General features: G+C 73.0%; 20 protein-coding genes. 6 read left to right on the plus strand and 14 right to left on the minus strand.

The genetic code is table 11. The features are described 5' to 3' along the window. Positions 1-165: 165 nt before the first annotated feature. The 5 genes from ACQPW6_RS10280 to hrcA all read right to left on the minus strand — a co-directional run bounded on the left by ACQPW6_RS10280 (position 166) and on the right by hrcA (position 5,100). Positions 166-525: a hypothetical protein gene (locus ACQPW6_RS10280; protein ID WP_433889264.1), complete on the minus strand. Its 360-nt coding sequence runs from the start codon at positions 523-525 to the stop codon at positions 166-168. A gap of 266 nt (positions 526-791) precedes the next feature. Further along, positions 792-1,535, minus strand: coding sequence for a 16S rRNA (uracil(1498)-N(3))-methyltransferase (locus tag ACQPW6_RS10285; protein WP_433889265.1), 744 nt, complete (start codon positions 1,533-1,535; stop codon positions 792-794). Beyond that, the gene (locus ACQPW6_RS10290) at positions 1,532-2,593 is read right to left on the minus strand and encodes a nitronate monooxygenase (RefSeq protein ID WP_433889266.1); all 1,062 of its coding nucleotides are present in this window, start codon (positions 2,591-2,593) and stop codon (positions 1,532-1,534) included. Before ACQPW6_RS10290 ends, ACQPW6_RS10285 begins: the two co-directional genes overlap by 4 nt. 356 nt (positions 2,594-2,949) lie before the next feature. Next, on the minus strand, positions 2,950-4,083 hold the full coding sequence (gene dnaJ / locus ACQPW6_RS10295; protein WP_433889267.1) for a molecular chaperone DnaJ: 1,134 nt from the start codon (positions 4,081-4,083) through the stop codon (positions 2,950-2,952). After that, positions 4,084-5,100, minus strand: a complete 1,017-nt coding sequence (hrcA, locus tag ACQPW6_RS10300) for a heat-inducible transcriptional repressor HrcA (protein ID WP_433889268.1) — start codon at positions 5,098-5,100, stop codon at positions 4,084-4,086. Between the two features lie 259 nt (positions 5,101-5,359). On the opposite strand from hrcA, the gene ACQPW6_RS10305 reads away from it, so the two are divergent. Next, positions 5,360-6,139 (plus strand): MBL fold metallo-hydrolase, encoded by a 780-nt coding sequence (locus tag ACQPW6_RS10305; protein WP_433889269.1) that lies wholly within the window; start codon positions 5,360-5,362, stop codon positions 6,137-6,139. A gap of 181 nt (positions 6,140-6,320) precedes the next feature. Continuing rightward, positions 6,321-7,157: a DUF3097 domain-containing protein gene (locus tag ACQPW6_RS10310; RefSeq protein ID WP_433889270.1), complete on the plus strand. Its 837-nt coding sequence runs from the start codon at positions 6,321-6,323 to the stop codon at positions 7,155-7,157. A 19-nt stretch (positions 7,158-7,176) separates the two neighbouring features. Here the strand turns inward: ACQPW6_RS10310 and hemW are convergent, their stop codons facing one another. From hemW to lepA, 4 genes are all read right to left on the minus strand, one after another. Then, positions 7,177-8,409 (minus strand): radical SAM family heme chaperone HemW, encoded by a 1,233-nt coding sequence (hemW, locus tag ACQPW6_RS10315; protein WP_433889271.1) that lies wholly within the window; start codon positions 8,407-8,409, stop codon positions 7,177-7,179. Positions 8,410-8,981: 572 nt separating this feature from the next. Beyond that, complete coding sequence (locus ACQPW6_RS10320; RefSeq protein WP_433889272.1) at positions 8,982-11,321, minus strand: SpoIIE family protein phosphatase; 2,340 nt, start codon at positions 11,319-11,321, stop codon at positions 8,982-8,984. Positions 11,322-12,125: 804 nt separating this feature from the next. Beyond that, positions 12,126-14,009 (minus strand): AMP-dependent synthetase/ligase, encoded by a 1,884-nt coding sequence (locus tag ACQPW6_RS10325; RefSeq protein ID WP_433889273.1) that lies wholly within the window; start codon positions 14,007-14,009, stop codon positions 12,126-12,128. A 144-nt stretch (positions 14,010-14,153) separates the two neighbouring features. Further along, on the minus strand, positions 14,154-16,037 hold the full coding sequence (gene lepA, locus ACQPW6_RS10330; RefSeq protein WP_433889274.1) for a translation elongation factor 4: 1,884 nt from the start codon (positions 16,035-16,037) through the stop codon (positions 14,154-14,156). Between the two features lie 228 nt (positions 16,038-16,265). Here lepA and rpsT point away from each other — a divergent pair, with 228 nt between their 5' ends. After that, positions 16,266-16,532 (plus strand): 30S ribosomal protein S20, encoded by a 267-nt coding sequence (gene rpsT / locus ACQPW6_RS10335; protein WP_433889275.1) that lies wholly within the window; start codon positions 16,266-16,268, stop codon positions 16,530-16,532. A 240-nt stretch (positions 16,533-16,772) separates the two neighbouring features. After that, entirely contained in the window at positions 16,773-17,678 is a 906-nt protein-coding gene (locus ACQPW6_RS10340; RefSeq protein ID WP_433889276.1) for a hypothetical protein, read from the plus strand. A gap of 105 nt (positions 17,679-17,783) precedes the next feature. Here the strand turns inward: ACQPW6_RS10340 and holA are convergent, their stop codons facing one another. Then, positions 17,784-18,770, minus strand: coding sequence for a DNA polymerase III subunit delta (gene holA / locus ACQPW6_RS10345; protein WP_433894485.1), 987 nt, complete (start codon positions 18,768-18,770; stop codon positions 17,784-17,786). 101 nt (positions 18,771-18,871) lie between these two features. On the opposite strand from holA, the gene ACQPW6_RS10350 reads away from it, so the two are divergent. Continuing rightward, positions 18,872-19,114 carry a hypothetical protein gene (locus ACQPW6_RS10350; RefSeq protein WP_433889277.1) on the plus strand — a complete coding sequence of 81 codons (243 nt, stop codon included), beginning with the start codon at positions 18,872-18,874 and terminating at the stop codon, positions 19,112-19,114. 3 nt (positions 19,115-19,117) lie between these two features. Here ACQPW6_RS10350 and ACQPW6_RS10355 read toward each other — a convergent pair whose 3' ends face one another. Continuing rightward, on the minus strand, positions 19,118-20,572 hold the full coding sequence (locus tag ACQPW6_RS10355; protein ID WP_433889278.1) for an amidase: 1,455 nt from the start codon (positions 20,570-20,572) through the stop codon (positions 19,118-19,120). A 595-nt stretch (positions 20,573-21,167) separates the two neighbouring features. Then, the gene (locus ACQPW6_RS10360; protein ID WP_433889279.1) at positions 21,168-22,424 is read right to left on the minus strand and encodes an MFS transporter; all 1,257 of its coding nucleotides are present in this window, start codon (positions 22,422-22,424) and stop codon (positions 21,168-21,170) included. A gap of 123 nt (positions 22,425-22,547) precedes the next feature. On the opposite strand from ACQPW6_RS10360, the gene ACQPW6_RS10365 reads away from it, so the two are divergent. Beyond that, positions 22,548-23,156: a TetR/AcrR family transcriptional regulator gene (locus tag ACQPW6_RS10365; protein WP_433889280.1), complete on the plus strand. Its 609-nt coding sequence runs from the start codon at positions 22,548-22,550 to the stop codon at positions 23,154-23,156. On the opposite strand, the gene ACQPW6_RS10370 is transcribed toward ACQPW6_RS10365, so the two are convergent. After that, positions 23,132-24,496: an MFS transporter gene (locus ACQPW6_RS10370; RefSeq protein ID WP_433889281.1), complete on the minus strand. Its 1,365-nt coding sequence runs from the start codon at positions 24,494-24,496 to the stop codon at positions 23,132-23,134. The two genes, ACQPW6_RS10365 and ACQPW6_RS10370, sit on opposite strands and share 25 nt — an antisense overlap. After that, positions 24,493-25,146 carry a helix-turn-helix domain-containing protein gene (locus ACQPW6_RS10375; protein WP_433889282.1) on the minus strand — a complete coding sequence of 218 codons (654 nt, stop codon included), beginning with the start codon at positions 25,144-25,146 and terminating at the stop codon, positions 24,493-24,495. The genes ACQPW6_RS10370 and ACQPW6_RS10375 overlap by 4 nt, the downstream gene beginning before the upstream one ends. Positions 25,147-25,194: the final 48 nt, after the last annotated feature.

Consider the following 25,194-nt stretch of genomic DNA (forward strand, 5'->3'; position numbering starts at 1 on the left):
GAGGGGTTCGCCTGCTGTGGCGGCTGCTTCGGCTGCCGCTTCTTCGGCTTCGGCTTCTGAGCCGTCTTCTGCGGCGGCTTCTGCTGTGCCGAGCGCGGCTTGGGGTGCGTCGATGGCGGCGTCGAGCGCGGTGTCGGGTGCGTCACTCCGCCACCCTAACCAGGATCAACTCTTCCCGGTGGAACTCGTGCTGGTGGCCGCCCGATGGCAGTCGCCCAGGCCCGTGACGTCGAAGACCTTGCGCTTGCCCACCACGGCCGTCAGATGGCCCCGCACGCAGGTGTCGTCCATCTGCTTGGTGATCCGCCCGTCGACCGAGATCTTCTGCTGGTCGCCGGTGCGGCCCTCGCAGGAGACCGTGGCCTCCTTCTTTCCGGTGGTGGCGCTGCACGACAGCCACTGCACGTCGATGTTGTCGTGTTTCAGCGCGTGTGTGGCCAGTTGGTCGGTGGTGGTGGAGACCACGGCGCTGCCCAGGCTGTCGTCGGGGTCGCACGCGGCGAGCAGTAAGCCGGCCGCGGCCACGGCCGTGACGGCCGCCCAGCGCGCGGCGCACCCGCGGGGCCGCCGGTGCCTGTCGGGTGCGGCCTGCCTCACAGCGCTTTCCCGTTCGCCAAGGCCCGTGCCTGATCGGAGGCTTGCGCCTGTTTCGGGTGTTTCCTGCTCGCGGTATGTCCCTGCCCGTCCCATCCCTCCACGTTCCACCCGCGGGCCGCCGTCGTCCATCCTTCCCGCGGGCGAGCCGTCCCCTACGGGTCCTTGACGTCCCCTCAGCCGCAGGGGTTACACCGTCACGACCAGCGGCCGGTACGGGTCAGCAGCAGCGCGGCCGCCGCCACCCCGGCGGTGGAGGTGCGCAGCACCGTCGGACCGAGCCGGTACGGGGGCGCCGCCGCGGCGCTGAACGCGGCGATCTCCTCCGGCGAGACACCGCCCTCGGGGCCGACCACCAGCACCAGCGAGCCCGCCGCGGGCAGTTCGGCGGTCGCCAGCGGCGCCGAGCCCTCCTCGTGCAGCACGCCGGCGAAGTCGGCGCCCGACAGCAGCGCGGCCACCTGCCGGGTGGTCATCGGCTCGGCCACCTCGGGGAAGCGCAGCCGGCGGGCCTGCTTGGCCGCCTCCCGGGCGGTGGAACGCCACTTCGCCAGCGACTTCGCGCCGCGCTCGCCGCGCCACTGGGTCACGCAGCGGGCCGCCGACCACGGCACCACCGCGTCCACACCCGCCTCGGTCATGGTCTCGACGGCCAGCTCGCCGCGGTCGCCCTTGGGCAGCGCCTGGACGACGGTGATCCGTGCGGCCGGCGCCGGCTCGTCACGCAGCTCGCCGACCTCGACGTCCAGGACGTCCTTGCCGGAGACCGCGGCGACCGTGCCGAACGCGCCGCGGCCGGCGCCGTCGGTCAGCACGATCGGCTCACCGGGCTGCAACCGGCGCACCGAGACGGCGTGCCGGCCCTCCGCCCCGTCGAGGGTGATCCGGGCCGGGGCGCCGTCCAGCGCGCCCGGGGCGACGACGAAGACCGGGGCCGTCATGCCAGCGCCTCGCGGGCCGCGTGCAGCTCCGACACCAGCAGCTCCACCAGCCGGCCGGCGGACAGCTCCCTGGCCAGCTGGTGGCCCTGCCCCGCCCACAGCGCCATCCCCTGCGGGTCGCCGACCGCGGCGGCGGCCTTGCGCACGGTGGCGGTCAGGTGGTGCACCTGCGGATAGCCCGGCGGGGCGTACGGGCCGTGCTCGCGCATGAAGCGGTTCACCAGGCCGCGGGCCGGGCGCCCGGAGAAGGCGCGGGTCAGCTCGGTACGGGAGAAGACCGGGTCGGTGATCGCCTTCTTGTGCAGCGGCCCGGCCCCGGACTCCGGGCAGACCAGGAACGCGGTGCCGAGCTGGGCGGCGTCCGCGCCGGCCGCGAGGGCGGCGGCGACCTGGCCGCCGCGCATCAGCCCGCCGGCGGCGATCAGCGGGAGCTGGACCGCCTCGCGGACCTGCGGGATCAACGAGAGCAGGCCGGTGCCGGCGCAGTCGAGCGCCGGGTCGTCGCGGTGCGTGCCCTGGTGGCCGCCGGCCTCGATGCCCTGGACGCAGACGGCGTCGGCGCCCGACCACTGCGCGGCCAGCGCCTCGGCCGGTGAGGTCACGGTGACGACGGTGTAGGTGCCGGCCCTGGCGAAGGCGTCGAACACCGAGCGCTCGGGGCAGCCGAAGGTGAAGCTCACGATCGGGACGGGGTCCTCGAGGAGGATCGACACCTTGGCGTCGTACGCGTCGTCCGTGCCGCTGTCCGGGTCGCCCAGCTCGGTGGCGTACCAGGCGGACTCGCCGGCGAGCTGCTCCGCGTAGACGGCGAGGGCGGAGGGGTCGGCGGTGGCCGGCTGCGGCATGAACAGATTCACCCCGAAGGGGTGCGGGCTCTGGTCGCGGAGCTGCCGGATCTCCTCGTACATCGCCTCGGGCGTCTTGTACCCGGCGGCCAGAAACCCCAGCCCCCCGGCGCCGCCGACAGCCGCGGCCAGCCGCGGATTGGAGGCGCCGCCGGCCATCGGCGCCTGGATGATCGGGTGCGCCGAGAACAACGCGAGATCTTGCGCGGACATGCCCCCATAGTCCCACGCAACCCCCCTCCCCTCCGGCGCGGACCCCGACCCCCGGCCGGGTAGCGCCCCGGCGAGGACGCGCCCCGTAGGGGCGCGGGACTGTGCCTGATATGCGGCTCCGCCGCGCGGGCGCGATGTGCCCCGGCATCACCAGGGGCGCGGGGAACTGCGCGACCAGCCACCGACGGCCGGGTGGTCCGGCAACTACCGCAAGTGGCTGGGCGGTCGGCCGCCTGCAAGCGCGCTCTGGCTGAGCACGCAGTTCCCCGCGCCCCTACGGGGCGCAACCCGGCCGGGGCGCGCCCGGGCGCGGGCGGGATGGTCCGCCACCCGGGGCACCGGGCGAAGCGGGCGTTCTAACGGCCGTTGAAAGCGTCCTTCAGGCGGGAGAACAACCCCTGTTGGCCGGGGGCGAACTGGCCCGTGGGGCGTTCTTCGCCGCGGAGTTTGGCGAGGCGCCGCATCAGGTCCTCCTGGTCCGCGTCGAGTTTGTGCGGGGTCACGACCTCGACGTGGACCACCAGGTCGCCGCGGCCCCCGCCGCGCAGGTGGGTGATGCCGCGCTGGTGCAGCGGGATGGACTGGCCGGACTGGGTGCCGGGCCGGATGTCCACCTCCTCCATACCGTCGAGCGTCTCCAGCGGGCACTTCGTGCCGAGCGCCGCCGCCGTCATCGGCAGCGTCACCGTGCAGTGCAGATCGTCGCCGCGCCGCTGGAACACCGCGTGCGGCACCTCGCGGATCTCGACGTAGAGGTCGCCGGCGGGGCCGCCGCCCGGGCCGACCTCGCCCTCGCCCGCGAGCTGGATCCGGGTGCCGTTGTCCACGCCGGCCGGGATCTTGACGGTGAGCGTCCGCCGGGACCTGACCCGGCCGTCCCCCGCGCACTCGGGGCACGGGGTGGGCACCACCGTGCCGAACCCCTGGCACTGCGGGCACGGCCGCGAGGTCATGACCTGGCCGAGGAACGACCGCGTCACCTGCGACACCTCGCCGCGTCCGCGGCACATGTCGCAGGTCTGCGCGGAGGTGCCGGGCGCGGCGCCTTCCCCGTTGCACGTGCCGCAGGTCACGGCCGTGTCCACCTGGATGTCCTTGGTGGTGCCGAACGCCGCCTCGTCGAGCTCGATCTCGAGCCGGATCATCGCGTCCTGGCCGCGCCGGGTCCGCGACCGCGGCCCGCGCTGCTGCGACTGCCCGAAGAAGGCGTCCATGATGTCGTTGAAGTTGCCGAACCCGGCGCCGAAGCCCTGTCCGCCACCCCCGCCGGCCCCGGCGAGCGGATCGCCGCCGAGATCGTAGACCTGCTTCTTCTGCGGGTCCGAGAGCACCTCGTACGCCGCGTTGATCTCCTTGAAGCGCTCCTGCGTCTTCGGGTCCGGATTGACGTCCGGGTGCAGCTCACGAGCAAGTCGGCGGAAGGCCTTCTTGATCTCGTCCGGACCCGCGTCGCGGCGCACGCCTAGTACGGCGTAGTAGTCCGTGGCCACTTACGACTCCGCCAGGATCTGTCCGACGTAACGTGCCACTGCGCGTACCGCTCCCATCGTTCCCGGGTAGTCCATGCGGGTCGGTCCGACCACACCGAGTTTGGCGACTGCCTCGTCGCCCGAACCGTAGCCGACCGCCACCACGGATGTGGAGTTGAGTCCCTCGTGAAAATTCTCATGCCCGATCCGGACCGTCATGGTGGCGTCCGTGGCCTCACCGAGCAGCTTCAGCAGCACCATCTGCTCTTCGAGCGCTTCCAGCACCGGCCGGATCGTCAGCGGGAAGTCGTGGTTGAACCGGGTCAGGTTAGCCGCCCCGCCCAGCATGATCCGCTCCTCGGTCTCCTCGACGAGCGTCTCCAGCAGGGTGGCGAGCACCCCGGCGACCGCGGGCCGGTCGTCCGGGTCGAAGCTCTCCGGCAGATCCTGCACCAGCGGCGGCACATCGGCGAACCGCCGGTTGACCACCCGGCTGTTCAGCCGGGCCCGCAGGTCCGCGAGCACGGTCTCGCCGACCGGCGCCTGGCAGTCGATCAGCCGCTGCTCCACCCGCCCGGTGTCGGTGATCAGCACCAGCATGATCCGGGCCGGCGCCAGCGCCAGCAGCTCCACGTGCCGTACCGAGGAGCGGGTCAGCGACGGGTACTGCACCACCGCGACCTGCCGGGTGAGCTGCGCCAGCAGCCGTACCGTCCTGGCCACCACGTCGTCGAGGTCGACCGCGCCGACCAGGAAGTTCTGGATCGCCCGCCGCTCGGCGGACGTCAGCGGCTTGACGGCGGCCATCTTGTCCACGAACAGCCGGTAGCCCTTGTCGGTGGGGATCCGGCCGGCGCTGGTGTGCGGCTGGGCGATGTAGCCCTCGTCCTCCAGCACCGCCATGTCGTTGCGCACGGTGGCGGGCGACACACCGAGCCGGTGCCGCTCGGTCAGCGCCTTCGATCCGACCGGCTCCTCGGTGCCGACGTAGTCCTGAACGATGGCGCGCAGAACTTCGAGTCTGCGTTCGCTCAGCATCGCGCACCTCCAGCCATAGGTCTCAAGCGTCCTTCAAGCGTTCTGGCCTGGCACTCCACCGTTTCGAGTGCCAGCTTCCCCGCAGCCAGTGTACGGCGAGGCGGCAAGGGGACTGCAATAGCGGGTGCCCGCTGACCGGTCAGCTGCCGGTGCGGCGAAGGGTCCGGTGCGGGTACGTCACGGATACGGCGTGGATGCGGCGAAAGGTGAGGTGCGGGTACCGGCCACGGCGGCACCGCCGCGACGATAGCGTCGCCCTGTGGAATCGGTGGACAATCCGCGGCGGCCGGCCGACGGCGACTCCGTCTGGGAGCAGCTGGCCCCCGGCGTCGCCCGGCGCAGGCTGGCCCCGCTCGACGTGACGATCGGCCTGGTGGTCGGCGCTGACGGCGTGCTGCTCGTGGACACCGGGTCCACGCTGCGCGAGGGCGAGCAGCTGCGCGGCCAGATCGAGGCGCTGACCGGCCGCGCGGTGACCCATGTGGTGCTCACCCACGGCCATTTCGACCATGTGCTGGGCGCGGCGGCCTTCCCCGGCGCGCGGGTCTACGGCGAGCGGTCGCTCGACGGTTTCCTGCGCGCGGCGGGCACGGCGGCGGAGCTGGCGCAGGACGCGGTCAGGCACGGCACGGACGCGGCGCAGGCGGCCGAGGCGGCCGCCGCGCTGGTCGGCGTCACCGCTCCGGTGGCCGACGAACTGTGGCTTGATCTGGGCGGTGACCGGCTGGTCAGGCTGGTGCATCCGGGCCCCGGGCACACCGGCCGCGATCTGGTGGTGGTCGTACCGGGCGGCACGGCGAGCGACCCGGCGGTCGTCTTCTGCGGCGACCTGGTCGAGGAGTCGGGCGAGCCGCAGGCGGGCCCGGACGCCGCCCCGGCCGGCTGGCCGGCCGCACTGGACGCCGTGCTGGCGCTGGGCGGCGAGACCGCCCGCTATGTCCCCGGCCACGGCGCGGTGGTGGACGCACGTTTCGTCCGCGCCCAACGCGACACGCTCGCCGAACGTTTCGGGGCGCCGGATTCCGGCGGGCCGGGTTAGCGCCGAAGCGTTGCCGGGCGGCCCCCTGGCTCTACGATCTCCTGCATGCGCAGCAGGAGTTACGGCCCCGACCTCACCCCGCCCTGGCTGCAATCCCTCGGGGGATAACCCCCGAACCCCCAGCAGAGAACCACGCGCCGCTCACCTCCAAGTCCCGCCGCCAGGCGGCACAATGTCCTGCATGCGCAGCAGGAGTTACGGCCCCGACCTCACCCCGCCCTGGAAGAAGTCCGTCCCCGTGCCCGAGGTGGCCGCGGACACGGATCTGGTGGTCGAGGAGGCCACGAGCGGGTTCTGCGGGGCGGTGGTGCGGGTGGAGAAGACCGCGGAGGGGCTGACGGTCACGCTGGAGGACCGGTTCGGCAAGCACCGGGTCTTCCCGATGGTGCCGCGCGGCTTCCTGATCGACGGCAAGGCCGTCACCCTGGTCCGCCCGCAGGCGCCCGGGCCGCGCGGGCCGCTGCTCTCCGCGTCCGGGTCGATCGCGGTGGCCGGCGCGAAGGCGAAGGTGGCGCGGGCCGGCCGGATCTACGTCGAGGGGCGGCACGACGCCGAGCTCGTCGAACGGGTCTGGGGCCACGACCTGCGGATCGAGGGCGTCGTCGTGGAGTACCTGGAGGGCGTGGACGACCTGCCGGCCATCGTCGACGCTTTCGGCCCGGCCCCCGACGCCCGGCTCGGCGTGCTGGTCGACCACCTGGTGCCGGGGTCCAAGGAGTCCCGGATCGCCGCCTCCGTCACCGACCCTGACGTGCTGGTGGTCGGCCACCCGTTCATCGACGTGTGGGAGGCGGTCAAGCCGGCCTCGGTCGGGATCGCGGCCTGGCCGCGGGTGCCGCGCGGCGAGGACTGGAAGACGGGCGTGTGCCGCGCGCTGGGCTGGGACATGACCACGGGCGAGGCGTGGCAGCGCATCCTGGCGTCGGTCCGCAGCTACCGGGACATCCAGCCGGAGCTGCTGGGGTCGGTGGAGCACCTGATCGACTTCGTGACCGAGGGGGCGGCGGAGGGGGCCTGATCCCGCCGCTGCCTGGTGGCTAGTCCACCAGATCGCGCACCACTGCGTCGGCCAGCAGCCGTCCGCGCAGCGTGAGGACCGCGCGGCCGGTCTGGTAAGGACCGCTCTCCAGGAGGCCGTCGCTTACCGCCTGCGCGGCGGCCTTCGCGCCCTGCTCGGCGAGCAGGTCCAGCGGGCAGCCGTCGGAGAGCCGCAGCTCCAGCAGGATGCGTTCGACGCGGCGGTCCTCGGCGCTGAGGATCTCCCGGCCGGCGCCGGGGGAACGGCCCTCCGCGAACGCCTGCGCGTAGGCGCCGGGGTGCTTCACGTTCCACCAGCGGACCCCGCCGACGTGGCTGTGCGCGCCGGGGCCCGCACCCCACCAGTCCGCGCCGGTCCAGTACAGCTCGTTGTGCCGGCAGCGGGCGGCCTCGGTGGTGGCCCAGTTGGAGACCTCGTACCAGCCGAACCCGGCCGCGGCGAGCCGCTCGTCGGCGATCAGGTAGCGGTCGGCGTGCACGTCGTCGTCGGTCATCGGGATCTCGCCGCGGCGGATCCGGCGGGCCAGCTGGGTGCCCTCCTCGACGATCAGCGCGTACGCCGAGACGTGGTCGGGCCCGGCGCCGATCGCCGCGTCGAGGGAGGCGTGCCAGTCGGCGTCGGACTCCCCCGGCGTGCCGTAGATCAGGTCCAGGTTGACGTGCTCGAAGCCGGCGGCGCGGGCCTCGGCGACGCAGGCTTCCGGGCGGCCGGGGGTGTGGTTGCGGTCCAGGACGCGCAGCACGTGCGGGCGGGCGCTCTGCATGCCGAACGAGACCCGGTTGAAGCCGCCGGTTCGCAGCTCGGCGAGGTAGGCGGGGTCGACGGACTCCGGGTTCGCCTCGGTGGTGACCTCCGCGCCGGGCGCGAGCCCGAACTCGTCCCGGATCGCGCCCAGCATCCGCCCGAGGTCGGCGGCGGGCAGCAGCGTCGGGGTGCCGCCCCCGACGAAGACGGTCTCGACCTGGCGGGGGTCGTCCCCGAGGACCTTCCGGGCGAGCCGGATCTCCTCGATGAGGACGTCGGCGTAGTTCTCCCGGGAGGCGAGCGCGCCGCCGGAGCCGCGCAGCTCGGTGGAGGTGTAGGTGTTGAAGTCGCAGTAGCCGCAGCGGGTGAGGCAGTAGGGCACGTGCAGATAGAACCCGAGCGGGCGGGAGGCGACTCCGTCGAGGGCGTGCGACGGCAGGCCGCCGTCCCGGGGCACGGCTTCCCCGTCAGGCAGTACAGAAGGCATCCCCCCAGTATCCGCTCCCCGGCCTGCGGCCCGCTCCCCCGCCCACCTCAGCCCGACGCGACCCCGCCACCCCCCGGTCGGCCCGCCCACCCAGCCCCTCCCGGCAGTCCCCGGCCCGCCCACCCGGTGGCGGGCTGGTGGCGCAGTTCCCCGCGCCCCTGTTGAAGCCGGGGCACACCGAAACCCGACACACCCCGCCCACCCAGCCCCATCCGGCCGTCCCCGGACCACCCGCCCGGTGGCGGGCTTGTCGCGCAGTTCCCCGCGCCCCCAAAAACCATGGCTGGCCGGGGCGGCCCGGCGGGGACGGGCCCCAAAGGGGCGCGGGGCTGTGTCTGATGTGCGGCTGCCGCCGCGGGGGCGCGACTCATCCCGGCATCACCAGGGGCGCGGGGCTGTGTCTGATGTGCGGCTCCGCCGCGTGGGCGCGACTCATCCCGGCATCACCAGGGGCGCGGGGAACTGCGCGACAAGCCACAACGGGCCCGCGGGCGGGCCGGACGCCCAGCCGGTTGCGGTCTTTGGTGGGCCCCGGCCGGTGGGAGTGGCGCGTTACCGCTAGTGGGACACGTTTAGCGGGACTGGAGGACCAGGATGGCCAGGTCGTCGGACGGCGGGGATTCCGCGAACGCGTGGACCTCGCGGCGGATGCGCTCCGCGATGCCTGCCGCGGAGAGGCCCCTGCACGCCGAGAGAGCCCGCGTCAGGCCGTTGTCGTCGTCCAGCTGGCGGTCGCCGCGCCGGCGCTCGGTCACGCCGTCGGTGACGCAGAGAAGCGTCTCCCCGGGATAGAGGTCGAACGTCTCGCTGACGTACCGCGCGCTCTCGGAGATACCCAGCAGCATCTGCGGCCGGGCCGCGGCCAGCACCTCCCCGTCGGAACCGAGGTGCAACGGCAGCGGGTGCCCCGCCGAAGCCAGCGTGCAGCGCGCCCCGCCGCGGCCGTCGTACGGCACGATCTCCCCGTACAGCAGCGACAGAAAGCGCGACTGCCCGCCCTCCCACGTCGCGGTCTCCCCGATCACCGCCGTCGCCGCCTCGTCGGCGAGCGCCTTGTTCAGCCGGTTGAGCACATCCGCGACCCGGCACCCCTCCCGCGCCAGCAACCGCAGCACGGGCCGGGCGATCCCGGTCAGCGACGCCGCCTCCGGCCCGTTCCCGCAGGCGTCACCGAGCGCGAAGCACCACCGGCCGTCGCCCGCCGGGAACAGGTCGTAGAAGTCGCCGCCGACCCAGTCGCCGTCCATCGGCTCGTACACCACCGCGTGCTCGACCCCGGGGATCCGGCCGGCGGCCGGCGGCAGCAGCCCGCGTTGCAGCACGCTGCTGATCATCGCCTGCCGCGCGTACTGCCTGGCCGCCCCGACGGCGAGCGCGACCCGGCGCGCGAAGTCCTCCATCAGGCCGCTGACCTCAGCCGGCAGCCCGAGCAGCCCGTTCCGCCCGAGCAGCAGCGTCCCGAGGCAGCGGCCGCCGGTGACCAGCGGCACGGCGAGGGTGCCGCAGCGGTGGCCGTTCGGCCCGGGGTCGAGGGGGCCGGTCCACGGGTGCGAGCCCGGCGGCAGCGTGTCGGGCGGCGGCGGGAACTGTTCGAGAGCGCCGCGCAGGACGTCGAGCTGCTGCTCCGAGACGTGCCAGACGTGCGCGAGCCGGGGCGGGGCGCCGTGCGGGTAGAGCCAGACGGCGCACCAGTCGGCGAAGCGCGGGACGAGGAGCTGGGCGGCGAGCGAGGCGACGGTGTCCTCGTCGAGCTGCCCGGCCAGCAGGTCGGACGCCTCGGCGAGGAACGAGAGCGAGCCCCGGTGGATCCACTCGGCGTCGGCCCGCCGCTCGGCCGCGACGGGCAGCGGCGCGAGCAGATCGGCAACGGGCAGCCCCCACCAGGAGCCGCCTCCGACTTCCGACCGGGAGTGCTCCCACCCAGCCTCCGGCTCGGGACGCTCCCAGCCAGCCTCCGGCTGGGGGTGCTCCCACCCGACATCCGGCCGAGGGTGCCCGGCCTCCGGCTGGGGGTGCGCCCGGGCCACCGCCGGCTCCCCGGCGACTCCACCGTGCCGCGCGCCAGGCACCGCCACGTCGGAAACCGCCCGCGACTGCCCGGCGGCAGACGCCTCGGACACCCCCACTGCGCCCGGCGCCGCCGCGTGCCACCCGCTAGCGATCACAGCCGGCGTCCCGGCCGGCGCCCCGCCGGGCGCCTCCTCGTCGGAAACCGCACCCGGCTGCCCGGCGGCAGGCACCTCGGGCACCGTGACGCCGACCGCACCCGCGTGCCACCCGCCCGCGATCACAGCCGGAACCGCGGCGGGCGCCCCGCCGGGCGCCTCCTCGTCGGAAACCGCCCGCGGCTGCCCGGTGACCGGTCCCCCGGGCACCGCGACGCTCGCCGCGCCCGCGGGCCGCCTCCCGGGCCCCTCCCCCGGTGTCGCCTCCGGCCCGGGCGCCATCTCGGGCTCCAGGTCCAACCTGCACCACACCGTCTTGCGCTCGCGCCGATAGCTGATCCCCCACGCGTCGGAGAGCGCGGCGACCAGCTGGAGCCCGCGGCCGCTCTCGCGGCTGTCGGCCGGGGGTCGGTCCGCGCCGCGCAGGAAGCGGGCCGGGTGGAGGTCGGAGACCTCGATGACCAGTGCGGCGGGCGTTTCGGTGGTGTCGAGGCGGCACAGCAGGTCCACCGTCGTCCCGGCGTGGATCACCGCGTTGGTGACCAGCTCGCTGACCAGCAGCGTGCCGTCCTCCACCAGGTCCGCCCGGCTCAGGCAGCCCGGCTCGGGGGGCCCCGGGGGCGCCCAGTCGGCGAGGGCGGCGCGCAGGAAGCGCCGGGCGGCGCCCGCGGCGGGCTCGCTGCCGGGCAGGGTGGTGCGCGCGACCTGGTCAGCGCCCGTCCGAGGGCGCGATGGGCTGAGCCTCACGGCGGCTCCCGAGCTGGCCTGGGGGTACCCCGGCCGAAGGTGGGTGGGGGGTCCGGGTCCGGCCGCCGGTGCTGCCCGGCTCCCGTTTCCCGGCGTGCCGGTGCTGACCCGTCCAGCGTGACACCCGGCGACGACCCGCGCGCCCAAAGCGACGATCCCATCACCCGTTAGGACCAATCCCCGGCCCCCGCCCCAGCCGGGAGGCCCCGACCAACCCCCAGGGGCGCGGGGAACTGCGCGAGCAACCATCCACCGGCCGGTAGCCGAAAAACAACAGCACCAGCCCCTTCAGGCCGGTGCCAAAGCGCGCCACCGCCGTGGCTCATCGCGCAGTTCCCCGCGCCCCTCATGAAGCCGGGACACGCCGCGCGCACGCGGCGCCGGCCGCACATCAGACACAGCCCCACGCCCCTCATGAAGCCGGGACACGTCACGCGCACGCGGCGCCGGCCGCACATCAGACACAGCCCCACGCCCCTCATGAAGCCGGGACACGTCACGCGCACGCGGCGCCAGCCGCACATCAGACACAGCCCCACGCCCCTCATGAAGCCGGGACACGTCACGCCCAGCGCACGACCGCGCCCCAAAGGGGCGCGGGGAACTGCGCCACCAGCCCCCACCGGCCCGGGGGCCGAAAAACAACAGGACCCACCCCCCCGGGCCGGAGGCCACCCCGCGCCAGCGCCGTGGCTCATCGCGCCCAGCCGGGCGCGCGCCCCGGACAGGGCCCAGCGGCAGGCACGCAGGCGCCCAGCCGGGGCCGCACCCCCGTTCAGAGCCCAGCGGCAGGCGCACAGGCGCCTACGCCTCCCGCGCCCCCGCGTACATCTCGTCGATCAGTCCGGCGAACTCCCGCTCCACCACCGGCCGCTTCAGCTTCAGGCTGGGCGTGAGATCGCCGTGCTCGATGTCCAGGTCCCGGGGCAGCACCCGGAACTGCCGGATCTGCTGCCACCGCTGGAGGTTCTCGTTCACCCGGGTGACGTAGCCGCCGATCAGCTCGCGGACCTCGTCGGTGCCGACCAGGTCGGCGTAGGAGCGGCCCTCCAGGCCGTGCTCGGCGGCCCAGGTGAGGAGCGTCGGCTCGTCGAGCGCGAGCAGCGCCGTACAGAAGTTGCGGCCGCCGCCGACCACCAGCACGTTGCTGACGAACGGGCACTCCGCCTTGAACCGGCCCTCCACCTCGGCCGGCGAGATGTACTTGCCGCCCGACGTCTTGATCAGGTCCTTCTTGCGGTCGGTGATCTTCAGGTAGCCGTCGGGCGACAGCTCGCCGATGTCGCCGGTGTGCAGCCAGCCGTCCGGCTCCAGCACCTCGGAGGTCTTCTCCGGCAGCCCGTGGTAGCCCTGCATGATGCCGGGGCCGCGCAGCATGATCTCGCCGTCCTCGGCGATCCGGACCTCCAGGCCGGGCAGCGCCTTGCCGACGGTGCCGATCCGGTAGGACTCGCCGAGGTTGACGAAGCTGGCGGCGCTGGACTCGGTGAGGCCGTAGCCCTCCAGGATGTGGATGCCGGCGCCGGAGAAGAAGAAGCCGATCTCGGGGGCGAGCGCGGCGGAGCCGGAGATGCAGGCCCGCAGCCGGCCGCCGAACGCCTCGCGGATCTTGCCGTAGACGAGCTTGTCGGCCAGCGCGTGCTGGGTGCGCAGGCCGAACGGGACGCTGGGGGTGCCGGTGAGCCGCATGCTGTTCTGCGACGCCTTGGCGTACTCCCTGGCCACCTCGGCGGCCCAGACGAAGATCTTGTACTTGGCGGCGCCGCCGGCCCGCGCCTTGGCGGCGACCCCGTTGTAGACCTTCTCGAAGATCCGCGGCACCGCGGCCATGTAGGTCGGCTGCACCACTGGCAGGTTCTCGATGATCTTGTCCACCCGGCCGTCCACCACGGCGACGTGCCCGGTGGTGATGTGCCCGGCGGTGAGCACCTTGCCGAAGACGTGCGCGAGCGGCAGCCACAGGTACTGCACGTCGGACTCGCTCAGCAGGCCGGTGGCCTCGATGGCCCTGGCCATGTACGACCAGCAGTCGTGCGGCAGCCGTACGCCCTTGGGCCGACCGGTGGTACCGGAGGTGTAGATCAGGGTGGCGAGCTGGTCCTTGGTGATCGCCGCGATCGTCTCGGTGATCGCGGCAGGGTGCTGTTCGAGGTAGGCGGCGCCGCGCTTCTCCAGGTCGTCGAGCGAGAGCACCCAGCCGTCACCGCCGGCGTCGGCCGCGTCGGCGGCGTCCAGGACCACCACATGGGCGAGCTCGGGCAGCTCGGCCCGGCGGTCCCTGGCCTTGGCGAGCTGGGCCGCGTCCTCCGCGATCAGCACCCGGCTGCCGGAGTCGGCCAGGATGAACGCGGTCTCGTCGGCGTTGGTGCTCGGGTAGACGGTGGTGGTGGCCGCGCCCGCGCACAGCACGCCGAGGTCGGCGAGGATCCACTCCACCCGGGTACTGGACGCGATGGCCACCCGCTCCTCGGGGCGCACCCCGAGGTCCATCAGCCCCGCGGCGATCGCGAAGACCCGGGTGGACGCCTGGCCCCAGGTGAGCGGGCGCCACTCCTCCGGGCCCTCGCCCGACGCGGACGGGACCGGGTAACGGTAGGCCTCCGCGTCGGGAGTCGCCGCCACGCGCTCCAGAAACAGCGTCGCCACGGAGGGCGGCCGGTTCTCGATCAACGTCTTTGTGTCGGTCACGCCAACCTCCGGGCACGCGCTGTGTTGTTAACTCGCCAGTAACCTACTCCGTCGGATCAGAGTAGAGGGCCGACGCCCTTCGCGTAAGGGGGACGCGGCCCCCGATCACCCGAGGTCCGGGCCACGGCGGGGCGCCCGTCCCGGCTATTTCCTGGCCTTGGACTCGCCCTCGGAATCGGTGGACAGGACCGCGATGAAGGCCTCCTGCGGCACCTCCACGTTGCCCACCATCTTCATCCGCTTCTTGCCCTCCTTCTGCTTCTCCAGCAGCTTGCGCTTACGGGAGATGTCGCCGCCGTAGCACTTGGCGAGCACGTCCTTGCGGATGGCGCGGACGGTCTCGCGGGCGATCACCCGGGCGCCGATCGCGGCCTGGATCGGCACTTCGAAGTTCTGCCGCGGGATGAGCTTGCGCAGTACGGCCACCAGCCGGACGCCGTACGCGTACGCCTTGTCCTTGTGGGTGACGGCGGAGAAGGCGTCCACCTTGTCGCCGTGCAGCAGGATGTCCACCTTGACCAGGTCGGCGTCCTGCTCGCCGGTGGGCTCGTAGTCGAGCGAGGCGTAGCCGCGGGTCTTGGACTTGAGGTTGTCGAAGAAGTCGAAGACGATCTCGGCCAGCGGCAGGGTGTAGCGGATCTCGACCCGGTCCTCCGACAGGTAGTCCATGCCGAGCAGCGAGCCGCGCCGGTTCTGGCACAGCTCCATGATCGCGCCGATGAACTCGGTCGGGGCCAGCACGGTGGCCCGCACCACCGGCTCGAAGACCTTGTCGATCTTGCCCTCGGGGAATTCGCTCGGATTGGTGACGACGTGTTCCTTGCCGTCCTCCATCACCACCCGGTAGACGACGTTCGGCGCGGTGGCGATCAGGTCGAGGCCGAACTCGCGCTCCAGCCGCTCGCGGACCACGTCCAGGTGCAGCAGGCCGAGGAAGCCGACCCGGAAGCCGAAGCCGAGGGCGGCGGACGTCTCCGGCTCGTAGACCAGCGCCGCGTCGTTGAGCTGCAGCTTCTCCAGCGCCTCGCGCAGCTCCGGGTAGTCCGAGCCGTCCAGCGGGTAGAGGCCGGAGAAGACCATCGGCCTGGGGTCCTTGTAGCCGGCCAGCGCCTGGGTCGCGCCCTTGTGCAGGGTGGTGATGGTGTCACCGACCTTGGACTGGCGGACGTCCTTGACCCCGGTGATCAGATAGCCGACCTCGCCGACGCCCAGTCCGTCGTGCGGTGTCATCTCGGGCGAGGAGACGCCGATCTCCAGCAGCTCGTGGGTGGCGCCGGTGGACATCATCTTGATCCGCTCGCGCTTGGTGAGCTGCCCGTCGATCACCCTGACGTAGGTGACCACGCCACGGTAGGCGTCGTAGACCGAGTCGAAGATCATCGCGCGGGCGGGCGCGTCCGCGACGCCGACCGGGGCCGGCACGTCACGCACCACACGGTCGAGCAGCGCGTCCACCCCGACGCCGGTCTTCGCCGAGACCCGCAGCACGTCGGAGGGGTCGCAGCCGATGAGGTTGGCCAGCTCCTCGGAGAACTTCTCCGGCTGGGCGGCCGGCAGGTCGATCTTGTTCAGCACCGGGATGATGGTGAGGTCGTTCTCCATCGCCAGGTACAGGTTCGCCAGGGTCTGGGCCTCGATCCCCTGGGCCGCGTCCACCAGCAGCACCGTGCCCTCGCAGGCGGCCAGCGAGCGGGACACCTCGTAGGTGAAGTCCACGTGCCCGGGGGTGTCGATCATGTTCAGGATGTGGGTGCTGCCCGCGCCCTCCCCTTCCGACGGCGCCCACGGCAGCCGGACGGCCTGCGACTTGATCGTGATGCCCCGCTCCCGCTCGATGTCCATCCGGTCGAGGTACTGGGCACGCATCTGCCGCACGTCCACGACACCGGTGAGCTGCAGCATCCGGTCGGCGAGCGTGGACTTGCCGTGGTCGATGTGGGCGATGATGCAGAAGTTGCGGATCAGCGCCGGGGGCGTACGGCTCGGCTCCGGGACATGGTCCGGCACGGGGGAAGGGATCGCGGGCACGCAGGGTCCATTTTCTCGAGGCGTGGACGCCTCTGCTGGTCGAGTGCTGGTCGAAGCTGATCGGATCGATACGTAGCCTCCATAGTCCCATGACCACGGGGCTGTGACCGGTTTGGGAGGCACCGCGCCCGGCTGTTAGTCTGGGGCGCTGTGCCTTGTGTGGCACAGAATCCTCAAAGGACACCCGTGGACCACCGTGGGTGCCGTCGAACCTGAGAAGGCTCTTTCGTGGCGAACATCAAGTCCCAGATCAAGCGGAACAAGACCAACGAGAAGGCGCGGCTGCGCAACAAGGCCGTCAAGTCCGAGCTGAAGACCGCCGTGCGCCGCACCCGCGAGGCCGTGGCCGCCGGTGACGCCGAGAAGGCGGAGGCCGCGGCGCGGCTGGCCGCCAAGAAGCTCGACAAGGCCGTCAGCCGGGGCGTCATCCACAAGAACCAGGCCGCGAACAAGAAGTCCGCGCTGTCTCAGTCGGTCGCCGCGCTCCAGGGCTGATCACCCGGGCGCCGCGCTCTCTGAATTCTCTGCGCGCGGTGTCCCCTGCCGGAACCGGACCAAGCGGCCCCTCTACCGCCCGGACCGGCAGCACGATCGAACCGCATCGCACACGGCTGCGTTCGCCACGCGGGTGCGATGTGCACGACCGAAACACGCAGGACAGCTGAACTGCCGCCGCCCGCCCGGGAATCCCGGGCGGGCGGCGCGTTTTCCGGCGTACGCACTAGTCTCGACGCCATGTCTACGCCGCCTCCGGACCAACCGGGCTCCCCGTACCAGCCGCCGCAACAGCCGGGCACCCAGCCGAACATACCCGCGGGCCCGCCGCCGGGCGGACAGCCGCCGGTCGGCGGCTACGGTTCGCCGGTTCCCGCGCAGCACAACCCTTACGCGCAGCCCGCGGGCCCGTACGGGCCGGCGCCCGGGCAGGGGCCGACACCCCCGTACTACGGCGGCCCCGTGCAGCCGGGCGCGCAGCCCGGGATGGCACCGGGCGCGGCGCCCGGCGGGAAGAGCGGGGCCGGACGGGCCGTGCTGTGGGCGGTGGTCGGCGCCGTGGTCGCGTCGGCGCTGTGGGGCGGCGGGGTGCTGCTGCTGAAGGGCGACTCGGCGAAGGCCGATCTGCGCGGCTACACCGCGAAGCCGAAGATGTGCGACCTCGCCGACATTTCCCCGTTCAAGACCAAATACCCCAAGGACACCAGCTCGGGCACGATCCAGTACACCGCCAAGGGCAAGACCCTGGACGAGATGTACTGCGACGAGGACCTGGAGTACACCGGCTCCACGTTCGCCGACGCGTATGTCTCCTTCCAGGTGGACCTGAACAAGAAGACCGACCCCGGTCCGGAGTTCGCCGACACCTGGCTCGGCTGGAAGCAGCACGACACGGACTACAAGGTCGACCCGCTGACCGGCTTCGGCGACGAGTCGTACCTGATCACCGAGGACACCGTGAAGGCGGGCAGCGGCACGCACTACGTGTCGCTGGCGGTGCGGGACGGCTGGATGACGTACTACATGACGTGGAGCGCGTACCAGTCCTCGCTGGACACGGACCCGGACAAGGCGATTCCGACGGTGGCGCAGGCCACGGAGTGGGTGAAGGCGGCCACGCTGGCGACGTTGCCGAAGTTGAAGTAGGTCGTTCGCGGGGGCGGCGCGGGCGCGGTTTTCGGCGGACGGTCCGGGCCGGGGTGGCGCGGTTTTCCGGGGGCGGCGGGCGGTCGGGGTCGGACGCGCGGGGCGTCAGGCGCGGCTGCGGGCCGCGCGGGCGATGGTGACAACGGCCTTCTCCAGGGCGTACGCCGGGTCCGCGCTGCCGCCCTTGACCGCCGCGTCGGCCTCGGCGACCGCCCGCAGCGCGACGGAGACGCCGTCCGCGCTCCAGCCGCGGATCTGCTGCCTGACCCGGTCGATCTTCCACGGCGGCATGCCGAGGTCCCGGGCGAGCTGGCCCGGGTTCGCCCCGCGCGGGGCGGAGGCCAGCTTGCCGATCGCGCGCACCCCCGAGGCCAGCGCGAAGGTGATGCCGGGCAGCGGCTGGCCGACCGACAGCGCCCAGCGCAGCCGTTCCAGCGCTTCGGCGGCGCGGCCGGTGACGGCGAGGTCGGCGACCTCGAAGCCGGTGGCCTCGGCCCGACCGGTGTAGTAGCGGGCGACCACGGCGACATCGATGGTGCCCTCGACGTCGGCGACCAACTGCGTGCAGGCACTGGCCAGTTCGCGCAGGTCGCTGCCGATCGCGTCGACCAGCGCCTGGGTCGCCTCCGGCGACGCGGACCGGCCGAGCGTGCGGAACTCGTTCCGTACGAACGCCAGCCGGTCGGCCGGCTTGGTCATCTTGGGGCAGGCCACCTCACGGGCGCCGGCCTTGCGCGCCGCGTCGAGCAGCGGCTTGCCCTTGGCGCCGCCTGCGTGCAGCAGGACGAGGGTGATCTCCTCGGCGGGCGCGGTGAGATACGCCTTCACGTCCTTGACGGTGTCGGCGGACAGGTCCTGCGCGTTGCGCACCACCACGACCTTGCGCTCGCTGAACAGCGACGGGCTGGTCAGCTCCGCCAGGGTCCCCGGCAGCAGCGCGTCCGGCGTGAGATCCCGTACGTCGGTGTCGGCGTCGGCCTCCCGCGCCGCGGCCACCACCTCCCGCACGGCACGGTCGAGCAGCAGCTCCTCCTGCCCCACGGCGAGCGTGAGCGGAGCGAGCGTTTCGTCTGAGACGTTCTTCCTGGCCATCGCGCCCAGCATCCCACGAGCCTCTGACAAGCCGGCCCCTCCCTGGGCGCCTGGCCGTCCGGGTGGCGGCGGGGCGCCGGACGCCCGGGCACAATGTCCGGGTGACCGACGTACGACATGTGCTGGTGTTCCCCGACCGCGACACCGCGGAGGAGGCGGCGGAGCTGCTGGCGGCGAGCCACCCGCTCGCCGAGGAGCCCCGCCTCGTCCGCGACGCCCTGGCGGGCGAGGACGACGCGGACGACGCCCAGTGGCTGGTGATCCTGGAGAACCCGCCGGCGACGCTCTCCCGCAAGGCGCTGGAGGGGATCGCGGCGGCCCGCGAGGGCTGGCTGGAGTCCTGACGGCTACTTCGGCGGCGCCTGGAAGCCGCCGATCTCCTGCTCCAGCAGTTCGGCCAGCCGCAGCGGGGTGCGGTCCTCGTACATCGGACCGATGATCTGCACTCCCACCGGCAGTCCCTCGGGGGACCGTCCGGCCGGCACGGCGGTGGCGGGAAGGCCGGGCATGGTGGCCAGGCCGGCCCAGACGAGCTGGTCGAAGTACGGGTACTGGGCGCCGTCGATGTCGATCCGGCGCTCCAGCAGTTCGGGGTTGTGGTCGTGCGGGAACGCGGGGGTCGGCGTGATCGGGCACACCACCGCGTCGAACTCGGCGAAGAGCTGCCGCCAGCCGTGGCGGTGCATTTCACGGCGGTTGGTCACCTGCACCCAGTCGCGGTGGGTGAGCACCATCCCGCGCAGCCGTGCCGCGTCCAGGCTGTCATCGCCCGCGTCCAGTTCGGCGGCGCGGGCCCGCAGCTGCTCGTACGCCTCGACGGGGAAGCGCGCGACGGAGCCCGAGAACAGCAACTGCGTGTAGAGCCGGCCGGCTTCGGCCAGGTCGGGGAGCAGCGCACTGCTCCGCCGGACGCGGGCGCCGCCGGCGGCGAGGGCGTCGGCCACCCGGTGCACGCCCGCCCGCACCGCGGACCCGGTCGGTATCAGCGGATGGTCGTCGAGGACCAGGACCCGGAAGTCGCCGAGCCGCTCGTGCCGCGCGGGCGGCAGCTCCAACCGGTGCGCCATGCCGTGGGTCAGCGGGTCGGGACCCGCCATGACGTCGAGCAGCAGCGTCAGGTCGCGGGCGTTCCGCGCCATCGGACCGACGACGGCGAGGTCGAGGTCGACCGGCAGGGCCGGCCCGGGCGGCGGCACCATGCCGCGGCTCGCGACCAGCCCGAGGGTCGGTTTGTGCGCGTACACCCCGCAGAAGTGCGCGGGGGTGCGCAGCGAACCGGCGAGGTCGGAGCCGATGGAAAGCGCGCCGAATCCGGACGCGAGGGCGGCGGCCGATCCGCCGGAGGATCCGCCCGAGGTGCGGTCGTGATCCCACGGATTGTTGGTGGTGCCATAGATCTCGTTGAAGCTCTGAATATCCTGCAGCCCAAGCGGCACATTGGTCTTCCCGAGCACCACCGCCCCGGCGTCCTTGAGCCGCGCCACCTGCACGGCGTCCTCGTCCGGCACGTACCCCCGGTGCTCCGCCATCCCCCAGGTCGTGGCCAGCCCGGCCACGTCATACGACTCCTTGACCGTCACCGGAACCCCCAGCAGCGCCCGCTCCTCCCCCCGCCCCCGCGCCTCATCCGCGCGCAGCGCGGCATCCCGCGCCCGATCAAAGTCTGCCACGCAGACCGCATTAACCGCCTTGTCCCCCCGCTCGATCCGCCCGATCGCCTCATCAACGAGCTCCACCGAACTCACTTCACCGGCCCGCATAGCAGCCGACAACTCTTCCGCGGTCTTGAATCCCCATTCCATGCCCCAGAAGCTAACCCCCTCCCGGTTGAGCCATAAAACCCCATTTCCCACAACACCCCAGCCGCTCCAAAACCCCCGAATATCGTCCCGCCCCGACGGGGCACAACCTGGCCAGGTCAACCAACCTCACACGGGCCCCAAAGGGGCGCGGGGCTGTGTCTGATGTGCGGCTGCCGCCGCGTGGGCGCGACTCGCCCCGGCATCACCAGGGGCGCGGGGCTGTGTCTGATCTGCGGCTCCGCCGCGCGGGCGCGACTCACCCCGGCATCACCAGGGGCGCGGGGAACTGCGCCACCAACCCACCACCGGCCGGGTGGCCCGGAAACCACCGCAAGGGGCCGGGGAAGCGGGCCCCGAAGGGGCGCGAGGAACTGCGCGGCCAGCCACAGCCAGCCGGGTAGCCCGGCAACGGCTGCAAGCGGCCGGGCAGACGGGCCCCGAAGGGGCGCGGGGCTGTGTCTGATCTGCGGCTCCGCCGCGCGGGCGCGACTCACCCCGGCATCACCAGGGGCGCGGGGAACTGCGCGACAAGCCCACCACCGGCCGGGTGCTCCGGAAACCACCGCAAGGGGCCGGGGAGGCGGGGCCCGCGCGGCTAGCGGGTTGCTGGGGTCGTCAGCGCGAGCGGAAAAGCGTTGAGGAGCGCCGCCCCCAGCAAAAGCCCCGCCCCCACCGCGAACGGCGTTCGCAGGCCGTACGCGTGGGCGGCCACGCCCGCCGCCGCCGCTCCCGCCGCGCCGGCGGAACCCGTCGTCATCTGGTACGCCATCGTCACCCGACCGAGCAGCTCGGACGGCACGAGCGTCTGCCGCAACGACACCGCCGCCACGTTCCAGCACAGACTCGCCGCCCCGTACCCCGCGATTCCCACGCATGCCACCGCCCCGCTCCGCGCCGAGGCGATGCAGACCGCCGCCGCGGCCGCGGCGAAGGTCACCGCCCGCAGAACCGCCGTCGAGCCGAAGCGATCCGTCAGCACCGGAGCGAGCGACGCACCCCCGATCCCGCCCACCGCGAACGACGCGACGAGCACCGCGAACCCCAGGCTGCCCAACCCGAGCAGGTCCCGCGCGTAAAGCACCAGAATCGCCGTCAGCCCGCCGCCGACGAGACTGCTCGCCCCGGCCACCCCGCACAGCCGCCGCAGCAGCCGGTGCCGCCACAGCCAGCGAATGCCCTCGCCCACGTCATGCCCCAGCCCGCGCAGCGACCGGGACCGGGGCCCGGCTCCCGGCTCCGCGCCGCGCGGGCTGAAGTCGCCGCTCAACAGCAGCACCAGCCCGGCGGCGAGCACGAACGACCCCGCGTCCAGGAAGAGCGGCAACGCCCCGGCCACCCCGAAAAGCACCGCGCCCAGCGGCGTCCCGAGCAGCGTGTCGCTGATCAGCACACCCGTCTGGAGCCGGGCGTTGGCCCGGGTGAGCGAGGCCGGTCCGACCAGGGCCGGCACCATCCCCGACCAGCCCCCGTTGTAGAGCGTCTGCCCGCACCCGAGCAGGAAGCCCCCCGCGGCCAGCAGCGGGATGGTCGCCGCGCCGGTGCCGACGGCGACCGCGAGCGCGCCGACGACCAGCGCCCGTAGCGCGTCCACCGTCCACAGCATGCGGCGCCGGTCGATCCGGTCGGCGAGCGCGCCGGACACCAACCCGACCAGCAGCCAGGGCAGTTCCTCCGCGAGCGCCACCGCGGCGATCTGCCGGGGGTCGCTGGTGAGCCGGGCCGCGATCAGCGGCAGCGCGACGAAGCGCATGCCGTCGCCGAAGCTGGATACGGTGACCGAGGCCCACACCTGGTGGAACCGCGGCCCCAGTGACGTCCTGCCGCAGTCATCGGTGGCGGTGGGAGTTAACATGAACCAGACTCTGGTTCATGTTCTGGTTCCTGTCAAGACACCGCCGATCCCCCGCCGTTCACGGGGGCGGGTCCGGCCAGAACGAACAGAACAGAACGAACAGAACGAAGAAGGAGCAGCCGCATGCCGGCCGAACCACCCCGCGCCCCCCAGCAGCAGCGCAGCCGCGAGAAGGTCGCCCGCATCCTGGCGGCGGCCTCCGGGCTGCTGGAGACGACGCCGTACGACGAGCTGGGCACCAAGCTGATCGCCGCGGAGGCCGGCGTGTCGGTCGGCGTGCTCTACCGCTACTTCGCGGACAAGGAGGCGATCGTCTCCGAGCTGGTCAGGCGCTGGTTCGAGCTGGACGTCCGGGTCGCGGAACAGCACACCGAAGGGCCGCTGCCGGGCAGTTCACGCGAGCTGTTCGACCGGCTGGTGGAGGCGTACGCGGTCCGCTTCCGCGCCGAGCCCGGCTACCGGCAGATCTGGTACCAGGGGCCGCGCATCGCCGCGCTGAACGAGGACGCGGCCGCGACCGACCGGCTGATCGCCGAGAAGGTGCACGCGGCGCTGGTCCGGGGCTACGGGCTGCCCGACACCGAGCTGACCCGGCGGCGGGCCAGGCTCGCGGTGTCGGTGGGCACCCATCTGCTCGACCTGGCGTTCCGCGACCGGCCCGACGGCGACCCCGACATCCTCGCCGACGCGGCCCTGATCATGGACCGTTACCTGCTCGCGCCGCCGGACTGAGCCTCAGAGGCTCTTGCCGGATCCGGCGCGGGCGGTCGGCCCTGCGCGGACACGGCGGCCGGAGCGTCCGTGCGCTCCTCCTCCTGCTCGGGGAGTTCGCGCAGCCGGGGCACCGGCGAGGGCAGCAGCCACAGCACGCACAGCGTGCCGCCGACCGTGGCGATCCACAGGGTGGGGCGGACGCCGATCGTGCTGCCCAGGATGCCCGCGGCCAGCGCGCCCAGCGGACGGGTGCCGTAGTTGACGGTGCGGAAGGCGCCGCTCACCCGGGAGCGCAGCGCGTCGGGTATGAGGGCCGCCTGTACGGAGCCGCTGGCGATGTCGTAGAACATCAGGCCGAGGCCGGACAGGAACTCGGAGCCGAAGAACGCGGCGAGCACCAGCGGGGTGGGGCCGCCGGCCAGCGGCACCAGGACCAGCGGGGCCGGGAAGCCCAGCGCGCCGACGACCAGCGTCGGGCCGACACCGATCCTGCGCACGACCCGGCCGGTGAACACCGCCCCGATGACGCTGCCGACCGCGCCCGCGCCGATCACCAGGCCCAACACCCCCGGGTTCAAACCGAGTTCGTCGACCGCGTAGAGCACGACCAGAGTGTGGAAGACGAAGTTGAAGAAGTTCACGGTGGCCGCCGAGGCGACGATCGCCCGCAGCGTCCGGGACCGGAGGATGAAGCGCAGCCCCGCCGTCAACTGGCCCTTGCCGCGCGCGGCGGCCGGCGGTTCGACCGGCGCTATCCGGGACAGGAAGGCCGCCGAGACCAGGTAGGAGACGGCGTCGGCGATCAGCGCGAACGGCGCGGTGAGCACCTGCACCAGCAGACCGCCCGCGCTGGGACCCGCCACGAAGGAGAACGCGCGGCTGCCGCTGGCCAGCGCGTTGCCGTCCACGTAGCTCTCGGGGCGGACGAGCGACACGAACAGCGTGGCGTCGCAGACGTCGAAGACCACCGCCAGGCTGCCGATCCCGAACGCGACGACGTAGAGCTGGGCCAGCGTCAGCGCGCCGAAGCCGTAGGCGACCGGGAGCGAGATCAGCAGGGCGGCGCGGATCAGGTCGGCGGCGATCATGGTCCGCCTGCGGCGGCCGCGCCGGTCGGCCCAGGCGCCCGCGGGGATCGAGAAGAGCAGCGCGGGGAGCAGGCCGGCCATCGACAGCCAGCCCATCTCGCCGGCGTCGGCGTCCAGGATCAGCACGGCGGCGAGCGGGATCGCCAGGTAGGTGACCTGGTCGCCAAGCAGCGAGACGGTGTGGCCGGTCCAGTAGCGGCGGAACGGCCGTTCGTGCAGCAGCTCCGGGGCGCGGGCGGCCAGCGCGCGGACGGCCGTGGCGGTGCTCATTCCGGCTCCCGGCCGGGCGCGGGGCCGCGCGGCGGCTCGGGTTGCGTGCCCGTCCCGGTCTCCGGGAGCTCCGGCGCCACGAAGGCGACCTGGAGGTAGGGCACCCGGCGGGCGCCTTCCGGGCGGCGGGACGGGTCGGTGTCCCGGTCGGAGAAGCCCGCCACCAGCGCGTCGATCTGCTCGCCGAGAGCGGTGAGTTCGGCCGGGGTCAGGTACATGGTGGTGTCGGTGAAGCGCTCCGCCTCCCGCCACTCCCGGGGCAGCGCGTCGTGCGACTCCATGGCCTGGGTCATCCGGTGGAAGTAGTTCTCGACGACGGCGACGGTCAGCGCCTCCGACGCCGCCGTGACGGCCGGATCCTCGGAGTAGTTCGGCCAGTTGGTGTACGCGGCGGTGGCCCGCCACGGCTTCTCCCGGCCCGGGCCGTCCGGGTCGGCCTCCTCCACCAGGCCGTACTTGGCCAGCATCCGCAGGTGGTACGAGCAGCTGGCGACGGACTCGCCGGTGAGCTGCGCGGCCCGGGTCGCGGTGAGGGGGCCCTCCCGGCGGAGCATGCCGACGAGGTTCATCCGGGTGGGGTGGGCGTAGGCGCGCAGGGCGCGCGGGTCGGTGAGGTTGACCTGCGTATGCGTTGACGGCTGCTGCTCCATGCTTATAAAGGTATCTTTAGATAGAAGTCTTTACAACGTGTTCTTGAG

The sequence above is a fragment of the Streptomyces sp. CA-111067 genome (genome assembly GCF_050956065.1).
GTDB lineage: Bacteria > Actinomycetota > Actinomycetes > Streptomycetales > Streptomycetaceae > Actinacidiphila.